Below are 12,763 nucleotides of genomic sequence, written 5' to 3'. Positions count from 1 at the left end.
CACATTGAAGGAGTTCGTAAAAAATGAAAAATCATTCTATTCGTCATTTGACCATTGCTGCTTTACTGATCGGGATGGGGATCGTGATACCGATGGTCATGCCCAAAATCGTGATCGGACCGGCGTCATTTACATTGGCCAGTCATGTACCAGTATTTGTTGCGATGTTTTTCTTACCAGCGATGGCAATTGCCGTCGCGTTAGGGACGACATTTGGGTTCTTTTTATCATTACCGCCAATCATCGCGTTGCGGGCGTTGTCCCATGTGATTTTTGCCGTGATCGGTGCCCTTTATTTGCAAAATCATCCAGGTATTTTGCTAAAAAAAGGCAAGCCGACGTTGTTTAACGGAAGATTACAATTGTTTAATTTGGTGATTGGGTTGATCCATTCCGTGATCGAGATGGGTGTGGTTGCACTCTTTTACTTTACAGGGAATGTCCCAGGGACTTCTTTTGATGGCAATTTTTACTATTTTCTCTTTGTCTTGATGGGCATTGGCGGATTGATCCATAGTTTGATTGACTTCAATCTGGCCTATTTTGTGGCTGGCGCACTTAGCAAACAATTTGAAATCAACGCATTCAAACAAGCGAAGCAGCGTTTTTTGAAAAAACAAAAAGAGCTGGGTTCATAAAAGCGTGGGGTTAGGACTATAAGATATTTTCTTGCATCAAAAAGGCAGAAAGGACGAGCAATCGTTCATTTCTGCCTTTTTTATCGTACGTGTTGCTTAAGAGAAAGCAAGTAGGTAAAGGAAAAAAAAGCGTGTTTTAGATAACTAGTTCTAGGATATAATATGATTGTAGCGCACATGAAGGAGAGGAAAGACGCATGGACATTCGAACCATTCAAACACAAGATGAGGAAGAAATTGAACAGTTGATTCGCGAAGTCTTTGAACAATCAGATCACGGATACAATGATGAAGCAAAACTAGTCACGAATATTCGCAACAGCTCAGGTTACGTGCAGGATTTAGAAGTTGTGGCAGTCACTGAAAGCGGGAAAATAGTTGGCCATGGACTGATGAGTCCATGTGAAGTAATCAATGAAAAAGGAGCACGTTTTTTTAGGGTTGGTGCTGGCGCCCTTGAGTGTCTCAGTTTCCTATCAAAGTAAGGGCATTGGCGGAGAAATAGTCAATGAACTTGACAAAAGAGCGCAAAAAGGGAATGACCGATTTGTCAGTATATTAGGTGATCCAACCTACTATGCTAGATTTCATTATGTTCGGGCAAGCAAGTATCAAATTTTTTCTTCTGCTGAAGTGCCTGATGAGGCATTTATGATCAAACCATTGTATGCGCAAGCGCTCCAGTCAGTTCAAGGCACATTGAGATATTCGTCAGCATTTGAACTATAGTACACAATGACAATCCATCTGAATAGGCGGGTCCATTTGTTTTCGGTATAATGAATAAAAGGCATGCAAGGAGGGGACCAATGAAGAAAAAAACAATTATGGCTATTGTTTCATGTTTGATCCTTGGTGCAGTCTTCTTTTGGTGTTTTTTTGACAGCGAGCAAGGGGCATCCCCTTTCATCCTTCAGCAGGATCAGTTAGTGGATGAAGCAGGAACGAGTGCCACATCATCAAGCAACGGGGAAACAGCAGAAGCGATTCGTTTAGATGTGCCGCTTGAAAACCAGTTTGATGAAGTGGCATTGGGCAATGGATGTGAAGTCACCGCATTATCGATGCTGTTGAATTATTATGCTATCGATACTGATAAAAACACCTTAGCCTCAATCCTCAACTATGTGCCTGTCTATGAAGAGGGCAGCTATCGAGGTGATCCCCGAGAAGGCTTTGTCGGGAATATTTATGGGGGCGATGCGGCGATGGGTGTGGATGTTGAACCAATCGCTGAAGTGGCAAAAAAAGTCGTACCAGAAGATGTTCAAGTTGTCAGCGGTCGTGATCGCAGCTTTTCTGAGCTTTTGACGGTCTTAGCATCCGGAACACCTATCTGGATGATCGCAACGTTGGAGCTGCAGGTGCCGACAAACGCTGATTTTTTCAGGTGGGAAACCAAAAATGGCCCGATCTATGTGACTGCGTTGATCCATAGCGTCGTCATCACTGGCATCGATGAAGAGACAATGTACGTCAATGATCCCTATGGTTACAAAGACCGTGCGGTCCGTAAAACGGATCTTGCTGAAATTTACGAGAAGATGGGGCAACAGTATCTTTATTTACAAAAATGAAAAAATGCTGAAAGTTCTCGTTGACAGTAGATGAAAAAACAATTATAATTTTTGAAAATTACGTATAGAATTTGATGAACGTTGAAGAGAAGAGTAGCAGATCGACGAAGGTACAGAGACTCCGGTTGGTGAGAAAGGAGAATGAGGCGATCTGTGAAGATGAACTCCGAGTTTTTTATTTGGTTCACGCCAAACAAACGGAATGCGCCCGTTACCGCGCCAAGTATCATAGTGTACTGTTGAGGTGTTATTTGTGAGAATAACACGAATGAGGGTGGTAACGCGCGTCAGTCGTCCCTTTTGCTGTAAGGCAAAAGGGGCGGCTTTTTTGTATTTTGTTCGCGCGATCGATCAAAATATCTCCCCCATAAGAAATGCACCATCAAAGCAAAAGGAGAGAAAGAAATGCCGATCATTATTCCCAAAGAGTTGCCAGCCGCGACGGTCCTGCAAAAAGAGAATGTCTTCGCTTTATTGCAGCACAAAGCAGCGCAGCAAGAGATACGTCCTTTAAAAATCGCCATCGTCAATTTGATGCCGCAAAAAATCGCTACTGAAAACCAACTGTTGCGCCTGCTTTCCCAAAGCCCGTTGCAAATCGAGGTCACGTTATTAAAAATGGCCGACCATGAAAGTAAGAATACCTCCTTGAACCATATGGAAAAATTCTATGAAGCATTTTCTGTGATCCAGCAGCAACGCTTCGATGGCTTGATCATCACTGGGGCGCCTGTAGAAAAAATGCCTTTTGAAGCCATTGATTATTGGCAAGAATTACAAGAAATCATGGCCTGGAGCCAAACCAACTGTACGTCAGTCTTGCATATTTGCTGGGGGGCACAAGCTGGACTTTATTACCATTATGGCATCGATAAAGTCAGGTATCCGCAAAAACTATTTGGTGTCTTTGAACAAGAAGTCACCCATTTTCATCCATTGGTTCGTGGGTTTGACGATGTTTTCTACACACCCCACTCGCGCTATACGGGAATTGATGAAACCAAGCTGCCACAACTACCACTAGAAGTATTGGCAGCTGGCCGAGAAACAGGACCGACCATGTTTGTTTCTGAGAATCATAAAAATGTTTTTTTGCTGGGGCATTTTGAATACCATACCACCACGTTGAATGAAGAATATTTGCGAGACATGGAACGGGGATTAGATACAGCGTTACCTAGCCACTATTTTGCGAACGATCATTTAGGTGGTAAAATCACCAATCGCTGGCGTGGACATGCCTCACTGTTCTTTAGCAATTGGATCAATGAAACCTATCAACGGACACCATACGATCTGACCATCAAACCGACCAAAGAAGGCTATCGGATTGGCAGTGAATTGGAGGGGAGAGCGCATATCAATGACGACTGACAGCTTTATTTCAGAATATGCACGTCAACGGACGCAGACCGATTCATTGAAGTGGGATCTGGTGGACCAACGATTTGACGGCAAAGATTTGCTGCCATTGTGGGTGGCAGATATGGACTTTGCAGTACCTGCTGCTGTGACCGAGGCATTGCATCGCCGTGTCGCGCAAGGGGCATTTGGATACAGCATCGTGCCCAAGGATTATGTCGCCGCGTATCAAGGCTGGCAAGAGCGACATTGGCAAACGTCGTTCCAGGAGGATTGGCTAAGGTTTTCCACAGGAGTGGTCCAATCATTGTATGATTTGCTTCATTGTTTCACAAAAGCGGGAGATGCGATTTTGATCCAGCCCCCTGTGTACTATCCGTTTTTCGATAGTATCAAAGATACCAAACGGCGAATCATCGAAGCACCATTACAAGCACAAGGCGATACATACCAAATTGATTTTGACGCCTTTGAACGCAAAATCAAAGAAGAATCGGTGAAACTATTTATCTTCTGTTCGCCCCATAATCCGGCAGGACGGGTCTGGTATGCAGATGAGATCAAACAGTTGCTGGCGATCTGCCAAAAATACCAGGTGCTGGTGATCGCAGATGAGATCCATGGTGATTTGATTCTACCGGGCCATCGATTTGTATCTGCAATGACCGTTGCGGCATCCCTAGATTTTGAAGGCGTGATCGTGGTCAATTCGCCATCAAAAACCTTTAATTTAGCCGGTTTGCTGCACTCGCATATCTGGCTGCCAAGTGAAACACTCCAGCAGCGATACGATGCATGGGCCAAACAATACAAACAGACAGAAGTCAATATCTTTGGGTTGACCGCCGCCAAAGCCGCCTATCAACATGGAGATGAATGGCTTGAACATATTTTGGCCATCGTGGCACAAAATGCGGAGACTGTGGCACATGGTTTGCGACAAGCGGTACCAGAAGTGCAGACAGCGCCACTTGAAGGAACATACTTGTTATGGATCGACATGCGCGGATTAGGCATAGACAATCTCAAACAACTGGTGCAAGACGAGGCAGGATTGGCCGTTGATTATGGGGCGTGGTTCTCACAAGCATATGCTGGTTTTATTCGTCTGAATCTTGCGACAACACCGGCGATCATTGCAGCAGCGTTAGATCAATTGATTCGATCTATCAACAGATACAAACAACAGATACAAACAACAGACATTTGAGGAGGATACCCATGACAATTGATACAGCAACATTTCTTGCACAGCTAGGCAATCGTTCAGACAAACAAACCGGCGCAATCAGTGCCCCCATCTATTTATCTACGACGTTTGCCCATCCAGAACTCGGTCAAAGTACGGGGTATGATTACACCCGCACCAAAAATCCTACGCGGGATATTTTGGAAGACGGCCTTGCCAAGTTGGAAAAAGGGGCGAAAGCGGTGGTGACCAGTTCAGGCATGAGCGCGATTGCCTTGATCTTTGACTTGTTTCCTAGCGGTAGTCGCTTCTTAGTTTCCCGTGATCTTTACGGCGGCAGCTTTCGTTACTTTGATGAATTGGAGAAGCGCCAAATCGCCACGTTTGATACCTTCAGTTCAATCGAAGAATTGGCTGCAAAAGCCGCGCCTGGTTTAACAGCGGTGTTTCTGGAAACACCGACCAATCCGTTGATGACGATCACAGATATTGCATCAACGGCGGAGGTTGCCCACCGATATGAGGCACTGCTGATCGTCGATAATACCTTTTTGACGCCTTTACGACAACTGCCTTTAACAGAAGGGGCGGATATCGTGATCCATTCCGGCACCAAGTTTTTGTCTGGACACAATGATATTTTGGCGGGCGTCGTCGTGGCGAAGACGCAGACATTAGGGGAAAGACTCTATTTTCTTGCCAATACGTCAGGACCTACATTGAGCAGTTTCGATACGTGGTTATTCATCCGCAGCTTAAAGACCTTGCCGCTGCGTTTTGAAAAACAAGAAACCAATGCCAAGGCGATCGTCGCCTACTTGAAAGACCATCCACTGGTCAAAGATGTGCTTTATCCAGAAGCTGGTGCCATGATCAGTATCCGTGTCCATGATGCGGAGAAAATCAGTGCCTTTTTGCGGGCATTAACGGTATTTACATTTGCTGAAAGTTTAGGAGGTGTAGAAAGTCTGATCACCTATCCAACGACCCAGACCCATGCTGATATCCCGAAAGAATTACGGGAATCATATGGTCTGACGCCGGATTTGTTGCGGATTTCGATCGGGATCGAAAATCCGCAAGACTTGATCAATGATTTAGAACAAGCGTTGCACGTGTTTCAATAAACCGATCAAAGATCAGTTCGGTATATGCCAAAAAATGGTCCATTTAATATGAAGTGATTTTATTGACAGTTTCAGTTGTATAGGATAAAGTTACACTACATATGAATGGTCATTCCGATGTCTTTGCGTACGTACTGTGGCTCTTCAATCGATTGTTTGAAGAAAGGCAAGGCGAATAGATGCGGATGTCGGCAATTGGTCTAGTTGCCATTGCGACATTCGTTCAAGGCAATTGGCTGATCTGAGGAGGGAACAAAAGGGGATAAAAGGAAGATGAAAAAATATTCGGTTCATTTGTCGATCGGCTTGGTTAGCTTATTGACGATTGGGGCACTGGCGGCCTGCGGCAACAGTAATGCAGCAGAGGAAACAACAGTGGTCAAATTGGGTGTTGTCGGAGAGCAAAATGAAGCGTGGGAACATGTTCAAGAAGAATTGAAAGAAAAAGAACATATTGATTTGCAACTCGTTAAATTTACCGATTATCGGCAGCCCATCGTGGCGCTAGAAGATAGCTCCATCGATTTGCATGCTGCCTTGACAGAGATCTTCATGGACAATGTCAATGAAGAAAGCGGCTATTCAAATACGACTATTGCTTATACGACATTGAATCCGTTGGGGATTTATTCGGAGAAAATCAGCGATATCAGTGCGTTAGCGGATGGCGCAACAGTGGCATTGCCCAATGATGTATCCAACGAAAGTCGCGCGCTCTTGTTGCTGCAAACAGCTGGCTTGATCACTTTAGATGCAGACAAAGGGTTATTGCCTACAACCAGCGATGTGACGGATAATCCGAAACAACTGAATTTCGAATTGTTGGATGCCAATCAAACCGCTCGGGCATTGACGGATGTCGATATTTCACTGATCAACAATGGTATGGCCGTAGATGCCGGCTTGATCCCGACAGAAGATGCGATTTATCTGGAACCAGTGGCAGATTCTTCTCAACCATATTACAATGTGATCGCCGCGCGTGCGGATGAAAAAGACAACGAAGTCTATCAAACGGTCGTCAAGTATTATCAGACGGATGAAGTCAAAGCAATTATAGAGGATGTAACAAAAAAATCGAGTATACCTGTATGGGAATAGGAAGTAGGATGGATATGAAAAATTGGAAAAAAGGTTTAGCAAGTATCGCTGTGATCGGGTTGGGATTCGCGCTCGCAGCTTGTGGTTTTTCAAATAGTACGGATGAAACGACAAATAGTTCAACCACTGCAGCAGCAGATGATTCAACATTCACTTATGCGATCAGTGGCGATCCTTCATCAACAAACCCAATCAATACCAGTGACCGCTGGGGATTGACTGTAACGAACATGATTTATTCACCTTTAGTTGCAGTTGAAGCAGATGGCACAACGAAAAATGTTTTGGCAGATTCGGTTGAAGCTGCTGATGATGGTCTATCTGTGACTGTTAAATTGAAACAAGACATCAAATGGTCTGATGGCGAAGACTTTACCGCAGATGATGTGGTCTTCACTTACGAACAAAAAGTCAAAAAAGAGAACGGCAATGCGGATTCATTATGGGTTGACGATCAGCCGATCTCGATCGAAAAAGTCGATGACTACACGGTGAAATTTGTATTGCCTTCACCAAGCGCTTCCGCAGTCAGCAATATCGCGACTGAAACATACATTATTCCTGAACATATCTATAAAGATGTAACGGATTTTTCAGTGGCAGAATTGCCTGAATCACCAGTAGGTACCGGTCCATATAAATTAAAAGAATACAAACGTGGCGAATACTTCACCTTTGAAGCCAATGAAAACTACTTTGAAGGTGCGCCATCGATCAAAAATGTGACGTTGCGAATCATTGAAAGTACCGATACAGCAAAAGTGGCCTTGCAAAAAGGTGAAGTTGATGCAGCGGTGGTCTTGCCTTCTGATATTGAAGATTTAGACGATTCTCAAATCACAGTCTATCCATACACCGAAAACCGGATCGGTTACTTAGGCTTGAACACCAATACTGATGAATTGAAAGATGTCAAAGTCCGTCAAGCCGTGTTATATGCCTTGAACAAAGATGAATTGAATCAAGGGGCGTATTTGAGTGACGAGTATTATGCCACACCATACTCATTCTTACCGCCAAATAATCCATATGTCACAGAAGATGTGGAAAAATATGACACCAATGTCGATAAAGCCAAAGAACTGTTACAAGAAGCAGGCGTATCAGATTTAACACTGAACATCGCCTTCACATCGACAGATCCAGCACAAACGATCCAGGCGACATTGATCCAACAACAGTTGCAACAAGCTGGCATCACAGTCAATCTTGAAGGTGGCGATGGCACAGCGATTTTCACTGAATTGAAAAAAGCGGACTCAACCAAATACAATCTATTCCTTGGCGGTTATATCATGGGGAATGATCCTGATTTGTATGCGCGTCTATTTACGACAGGTGGTGGTTCTAACTACTTCCAAGCCAACATTGAATCGATCGATACGTTGTTTGCAGAAGCTGCTGTAGAGCTAGACGCTGACAAACGGGCGGATCTATATGATGAATTACAACAAGTTATTGCAGATGAAGCCATCATTTATCCAATCGTTGACAACAAGAAAATTTTAGCGGTCAATAACCGAATCGGAAATGTAGAGGACGCATCTTTGATCCCAATCTACACTTTCGAAGATATGTCTAAATTGACGATCAAGTAATCCATTGGCTGTGATAAAGCGTGTTTATCACAGCCTTTTTTTGATGAACAAGAAAGTAGGTCTGTCATGTTCCAATATATTGCCAAACGAATCTTGCAAGCGATCCCCTTGCTTTTCGTGATATCGTTTATTGTGTTTTCTCTCATACATATCGCACCGTATGACGTGATCGACTCGATCACGACGCCCAACATGACGCAAGAGCAAGTCGACTTGCTGCGTCAACGTTATGGGTTGGATCAACCATTCTTGGTCCAATATTTCCTATGGATCAAAAATATCTTCACCGGAAATCTAGGATTTTCCCTGGTTTCTCAAAATAGTATCTCCTCCGAATTGGCTACGCGGATCCCGAACACGATTCGTCTGGTCTTGCCGGCTTATTTGACTGCATTGATCTTAGCCATTCTTTTAGGTTTATTGGCAGCAGCCAATAAAGGGAAAATCTGGGATCGGATCATTGATGCCATTGCTTCTCTGGGCATTGCGGTACCAACTTTTTGGTTTGCCATGATCTTGATTTATGTGTTCGGTTATCTGCTGAATATGTTTCCGATCATCGGGATGCATACGGTGGGCAAAGAAGGAGATTTTGGTGATTTTATTCAGCACTTTATCTTGCCCTATGTCACATTGACAGTGGCTTTTTTCCCTGACTTGACGAGATATATTCGCGCTTCAGCAACACAACAAGTTTCAGAAGACTACGTCATGGTTCAGCAAGCTTTTCATGCCAGTAAATGGCAGATTTTCAGCCGGCATATCAGCCGTAATATCTTGATTCCAGTCGTGACACAGATTGGCTTGGCTTTGCCGATGCTGGTCACTGGTGCGATTATTACCGAAACGATTTATGGCTGGCCAGGTGTTGGGCCATACTTGATGAGTGCGACCAAAAGTTTAGATTATCCTGTGATCATGGCCATCATGCTGCTATCTGCAACCCTGGTCATCATGGGGAATTTACTGGCCGATGTATTATACTCGGTGGTTGATCCTCGGATCCGTAAAGGGGGCAGCAAATAATGCAACGATTAAAAGCAATGAGAAGAACGATCCTGTCTTCTCCTGTCTATCTGTTTTCAGTGATCTTTTTGACATTACTGATCATCCTATCCTTGGCGGCGCCGTTGATTCCCATTGATCCCAATGCTACGGATGTCAGCAATATGTCACAACCCCCAAGTTGGACTCACTTATTTGGGACCGATGAAGTGGGGAGAGATTACTTTATCCGTGTGGTCTATGGCGGCCGTGTCTCCTTATTCGTTGGGGTTTTGGCGATGATCACTGCGACGTGTATCGGAACGCTGGTAGGACTGACAGCAGGGTATTTCGGTGGCTGGATCGACAGTCTATTGATGCGGATCGTGGATGTTCTTTCCTCGATTCCATGGTTGGTTCTTGTGATCGTATTAAGTGTCTTTTTGCGTCCTGGTTTGACCACGATCATCATTGTGATCGGCGGTTTTTCATGGATGAGCATCGCCCGCTTGATCCGTGGGGAAACATTGGCGGCCAAAGAGCGAGAGTATGTTGCCTATGGCAAATTTATCGGTCGTTCCGCCATCAGTATTATATTTAAACATATCTTCCCGGCAGTCTTACCAACCCTGATCGTGGCGGCTTCTGCCAGTATTTCCAGTGCCATCATGACTGAATCTGCCTTAAGTTTCCTTGGTCTGGGGATTCAGCAGCCTATGGCCTCGTGGGGCAGTCTGTTGCAAAACGCCCAAAACAGCTTGCAACGGGCACCGTATATGGCAATCTTACCAGGGTTATTCGTGATTTTTACCATTTATTCTTTCAATAATATTGGCGACATGATCAAACATGTCCTTCAAAGAGAGGTGTGACCATGACAAAGGAATTATTATCGATCAAAGGCCTTTCGGTCACCTTCAGTAATAAGCAAGGCCAAAAACAGTTGGTCAAAGATGTTGACCTGTCGATCCCCAAAGGGCAAGTGGTGGGGATCGTGGGCGAATCAGGCAGTGGCAAAAGTATGACCATGAAAAGTGTGATGGACCTCTTGCCCGAACATGTCAGTGATCAGTTTGACCATTATGAATTTGATGGGCAAGCCATCAGCAATCGTCGGAAATTGCCGATCGCGATGATTTTTCAAGATCCGATGACCTCCTTGAACCCGCTGCGAACGATTGGCTATCATTTAGTCGAAGTTATTCGCCGCAATCGATCGATCAGTAAGAAAGCGGCCCAAACTGCAGCAATCCAGGAATTGACCAAAGTGGGGATTCCATCACCTGCACAACGAATGAAACAATATCCCCATGAATTGTCTGGGGGAATGCGGCAGCGGGTGATGATCGCGATGGCATTGCTGGCCCAACCAGAATTGTTGATCGCGGATGAACCAACGACGGCATTAGATGTAACGATCCAAGCCCAAATCTTGGCACTGATCAAAAACTTGCAAAAAGAAAATCAATTGTCTGTGGTCTTGGTCACCCATGATTTTGGCGTTGTTGCTGGGATGTGTGATTATATCAAAGTGATGTATCAAGGACGCGTAGTGGAAGAAGGCACGACTGAAGATATTTTTTATCAGCCTGCCCATCCCTATACCAAACAATTGCTGCAAGCTGCGCATTTAGGGGACAAACAGGCCGAATTGAAAATCTTTGATTATCATGAGGTCTTACCAGAGACCTTGATCAAACAAGAATTGAGTCCAACACATCGGGTGTGGTTGAGTCAGGAGGCAGCAAAATGGAAGAATTGATTCGCGTAGAACATGCCAGTAAAACCTTTCGCAGCAAAAATTGGCGCGGGGTCCTCCAAGAAGTCCGAGCTGTAGAGGATGTGTCATTGACGATCCATCGTGGCGAAACACTAGGTTTGGTGGGAGAGTCTGGTAGTGGCAAAACAACATTAGGGCGCAGTATGCTTCATTTGGAACAGCTCACATCAGGTAAAGTCTATTTCGAAGGGCAGGATCTTGCGACGTTATCGAAAAGTGAACAAAAAGCAGCCTATCAAGCCATGCAAGTCATTTTCCAGGATCCTTATTCATCCTTGAATCCACGGATGACAGCTTTGGAGTTGGTGATGGAGCCTTTGTTGACCGACAGCAAGGAAGCCGCAACGGCGAAAGCCAAAGAAATTCTTGCAATCGTAGGCATCACAGGAGAAGATGTGCATAAGCTGCCGAGAAGTTTTAGCGGCGGACAACGGCAACGTATTGGGATTGCACGGGCAGTCGTCAATCGACCGGCATTTGTCTTATGTGATGAACCTACATCTGCGTTAGATGTGTCGATTCAAGCCCAGATCATTCAGTTATTGCTGCAGCTGCAAAAAGAATTTTCATTGTCCTATCTGTTTATTTCCCATGACTTATCTGTGATTCGTCATATCAGTGACCGGACAGCAGTCATGTATCAAGGAAAATTGGTCGAGTTGGCACCCACAGCGCAACTGTTTGAAAATCCACAACATCCGTATACCAAGAAGTTGTTAGCGGCAGCACCGATCGCAGATCCAGTGTTGGCACGAGCTGCGATGATTCAACCAGAAATCAATCAAAGTATTCAGTTGTCTGCGCATTTCGAATGGATCGAAGTCGCAGAGGGACACTATGTAAGGAGAGAAAAACAATGACAGTCGAAACATTAACGATTCATGATGGTAGAAATGAAAACGACAAATTTGAAATGCAGACGCCTACTGGCAACTGGATCCTAGCCAGAGAACAAGGCTATTCTCCAGTGCAAATGCTGGTCAGCGCTGTAGCAGCTTGTGGCGGTTATGTCTACCGTTCTGTGTTGGAAAACTCTAAAGTTGAGGCGCAAATCAGCAAAATCGAAGTCAGTTATGACCGGGATCCTGAGAAAAAAGCCGAGCCCGTCAGTGCCATCCAAATCAAGTTTACAGCTAAAGTTGCAGAAGCGGACCAAGAAAAAGCCATTCGCTGCTTGAAATTGATCTCACCCAATTGCCCGGTGATCCAATCGTTAGACCCAGCGATCAAGGTGACGGAAACTGTGGCGTTTGTTTAAGTCTTAAATAAACATGGATAGGGCTGATGACACGAGACGTTTTAGCAGCTTGATAGTCGAAGTAGCCGCAACAAAAGTGTTGATTGTTTGCTGAATTTTATATGGGATTCACTATGATCCTAAATGAGAAGTTTTTTATACATGTAAAA

14 protein-coding genes are annotated in these 12,763 nt (G+C 44.6%); all 14 read left to right on the top strand.

The window, feature by feature from the left end; genetic code table 11:
* Positions 1 to 23: 23 nt before the first annotated feature.
* The 14 genes from ACYVRS_RS06790 (at position 24) to ACYVRS_RS06725 (ending at position 12,614) form a co-directional block, all read left to right on the top strand.
* Positions 24 to 638, top strand: a complete 615-nt coding sequence (locus ACYVRS_RS06790; RefSeq protein ID WP_461203018.1) for a hypothetical protein — start codon at positions 24 to 26, stop codon at positions 636 to 638.
* A gap of 197 nt (positions 639 to 835) precedes the next feature.
* Positions 836 to 1,123 carry a hypothetical protein gene (locus tag ACYVRS_RS06785; protein ID WP_461203017.1) on the top strand — a complete coding sequence of 96 codons (288 nt, stop codon included), beginning with the start codon at positions 836 to 838 and terminating at the stop codon, positions 1,121 to 1,123.
* The gene (locus tag ACYVRS_RS06780; protein ID WP_461203016.1) at positions 1,053 to 1,367 is read left to right on the top strand and encodes a GNAT family N-acetyltransferase; all 315 of its coding nucleotides are present in this window, start codon (positions 1,053 to 1,055) and stop codon (positions 1,365 to 1,367) included. Before ACYVRS_RS06785 ends, ACYVRS_RS06780 begins: the two co-directional genes overlap by 71 nt.
* 80 nt (positions 1,368 to 1,447) lie before the next feature.
* Positions 1,448 to 2,215, top strand: coding sequence for a C39 family peptidase (locus ACYVRS_RS06775; RefSeq protein ID WP_461203015.1), 768 nt, complete (start codon positions 1,448 to 1,450; stop codon positions 2,213 to 2,215).
* Between the two features lie 405 nt (positions 2,216 to 2,620).
* A complete protein-coding gene (locus ACYVRS_RS06770) occupies positions 2,621 to 3,589 on the top strand; it encodes a homoserine O-succinyltransferase (protein ID WP_312497432.1) in 969 nt (322 codons plus the stop codon).
* On the top strand, positions 3,579 to 4,787 hold the full coding sequence (locus tag ACYVRS_RS06765; protein ID WP_461203014.1) for a MalY/PatB family protein: 1,209 nt from the start codon (positions 3,579 to 3,581) through the stop codon (positions 4,785 to 4,787). Before ACYVRS_RS06770 ends, ACYVRS_RS06765 begins: the two co-directional genes overlap by 11 nt.
* Positions 4,788 to 4,798: 11 nt before the next feature.
* A complete protein-coding gene (locus tag ACYVRS_RS06760) occupies positions 4,799 to 5,893 on the top strand; it encodes a PLP-dependent transferase (RefSeq protein WP_461203013.1) in 1,095 nt (364 codons plus the stop codon).
* A 273-nt stretch (positions 5,894 to 6,166) separates the two neighbouring features.
* Positions 6,167 to 6,994, top strand: coding sequence for a MetQ/NlpA family ABC transporter substrate-binding protein (locus ACYVRS_RS06755; RefSeq protein ID WP_461203012.1), 828 nt, complete (start codon positions 6,167 to 6,169; stop codon positions 6,992 to 6,994).
* Positions 6,995 to 7,008: 14 nt separating this feature from the next.
* Positions 7,009 to 8,592 (top strand): ABC transporter substrate-binding protein, encoded by a 1,584-nt coding sequence (locus tag ACYVRS_RS06750; protein ID WP_461203011.1) that lies wholly within the window; start codon positions 7,009 to 7,011, stop codon positions 8,590 to 8,592.
* Between the two features lie 66 nt (positions 8,593 to 8,658).
* Positions 8,659 to 9,618, top strand: a complete 960-nt coding sequence (locus tag ACYVRS_RS06745) for an ABC transporter permease (protein ID WP_054116126.1) — start codon at positions 8,659 to 8,661, stop codon at positions 9,616 to 9,618.
* A complete protein-coding gene (locus ACYVRS_RS06740) occupies positions 9,618 to 10,448 on the top strand; it encodes an ABC transporter permease (protein WP_054116127.1) in 831 nt (276 codons plus the stop codon). The genes ACYVRS_RS06745 and ACYVRS_RS06740 overlap by 1 nt, the downstream gene beginning before the upstream one ends.
* 2 nt (positions 10,449 to 10,450) lie before the next feature.
* Positions 10,451 to 11,338, top strand: coding sequence for an ABC transporter ATP-binding protein (locus tag ACYVRS_RS06735; protein ID WP_312497437.1), 888 nt, complete (start codon positions 10,451 to 10,453; stop codon positions 11,336 to 11,338).
* Positions 11,326 to 12,216, top strand: a complete 891-nt coding sequence (locus ACYVRS_RS06730) for an ATP-binding cassette domain-containing protein (protein WP_312540481.1) — start codon at positions 11,326 to 11,328, stop codon at positions 12,214 to 12,216. The genes ACYVRS_RS06735 and ACYVRS_RS06730 overlap by 13 nt, the downstream gene beginning before the upstream one ends.
* Positions 12,213 to 12,614, top strand: a complete 402-nt coding sequence (locus tag ACYVRS_RS06725; protein ID WP_312540483.1) for an OsmC family protein — start codon at positions 12,213 to 12,215, stop codon at positions 12,612 to 12,614. Before ACYVRS_RS06730 ends, ACYVRS_RS06725 begins: the two co-directional genes overlap by 4 nt.
* Positions 12,615 to 12,763 lie beyond the last annotated feature (149 nt).

Source organism: Enterococcus salsurae (assembly GCF_054784955.1).
The sequence above is the reverse complement of the archived record's forward strand: the minus strand, read 5'-3'. Positions and strand labels throughout refer to the sequence as shown.

Excerpts from the sequence above, each read along its gene's own strand:
- ACYVRS_RS06790 (WP_461203018.1), top strand. The coding sequence starts at position 24 with ATGAAAAATCATTCTATTCGTCATTTGACCATTGCTGCTTTACTGATC.
- ACYVRS_RS06785 (WP_461203017.1), top strand. The coding sequence starts at position 836 with ATGGACATTCGAACCATTCAAACACAAGATGAGGAAGAAATTGAACAG.
- ACYVRS_RS06780 (WP_461203016.1), top strand. The coding sequence starts at position 1,053 with ATGAAAAAGGAGCACGTTTTTTTAGGGTTGGTGCTGGCGCCCTTGAGT.
- ACYVRS_RS06775 (WP_461203015.1), top strand. The coding sequence starts at position 1,448 with ATGAAGAAAAAAACAATTATGGCTATTGTTTCATGTTTGATCCTTGGT.
- ACYVRS_RS06770 (WP_312497432.1), top strand. The coding sequence starts at position 2,621 with ATGCCGATCATTATTCCCAAAGAGTTGCCAGCCGCGACGGTCCTGCAA.
- ACYVRS_RS06765 (WP_461203014.1), top strand. The coding sequence starts at position 3,579 with ATGACGACTGACAGCTTTATTTCAGAATATGCACGTCAACGGACGCAG.
- ACYVRS_RS06760 (WP_461203013.1), top strand. The coding sequence starts at position 4,799 with ATGACAATTGATACAGCAACATTTCTTGCACAGCTAGGCAATCGTTCA.
- ACYVRS_RS06755 (WP_461203012.1), top strand. The coding sequence starts at position 6,167 with ATGAAAAAATATTCGGTTCATTTGTCGATCGGCTTGGTTAGCTTATTG.
- ACYVRS_RS06750 (WP_461203011.1), top strand. The coding sequence starts at position 7,009 with ATGAAAAATTGGAAAAAAGGTTTAGCAAGTATCGCTGTGATCGGGTTG.
- ACYVRS_RS06745 (WP_054116126.1), top strand. The coding sequence starts at position 8,659 with ATGTTCCAATATATTGCCAAACGAATCTTGCAAGCGATCCCCTTGCTT.
- ACYVRS_RS06740 (WP_054116127.1), top strand. The coding sequence starts at position 9,618 with ATGCAACGATTAAAAGCAATGAGAAGAACGATCCTGTCTTCTCCTGTC.
- ACYVRS_RS06735 (WP_312497437.1), top strand. The coding sequence starts at position 10,451 with ATGACAAAGGAATTATTATCGATCAAAGGCCTTTCGGTCACCTTCAGT.
- ACYVRS_RS06730 (WP_312540481.1), top strand. The coding sequence starts at position 11,326 with ATGGAAGAATTGATTCGCGTAGAACATGCCAGTAAAACCTTTCGCAGC.
- ACYVRS_RS06725 (WP_312540483.1), top strand. The coding sequence starts at position 12,213 with ATGACAGTCGAAACATTAACGATTCATGATGGTAGAAATGAAAACGAC.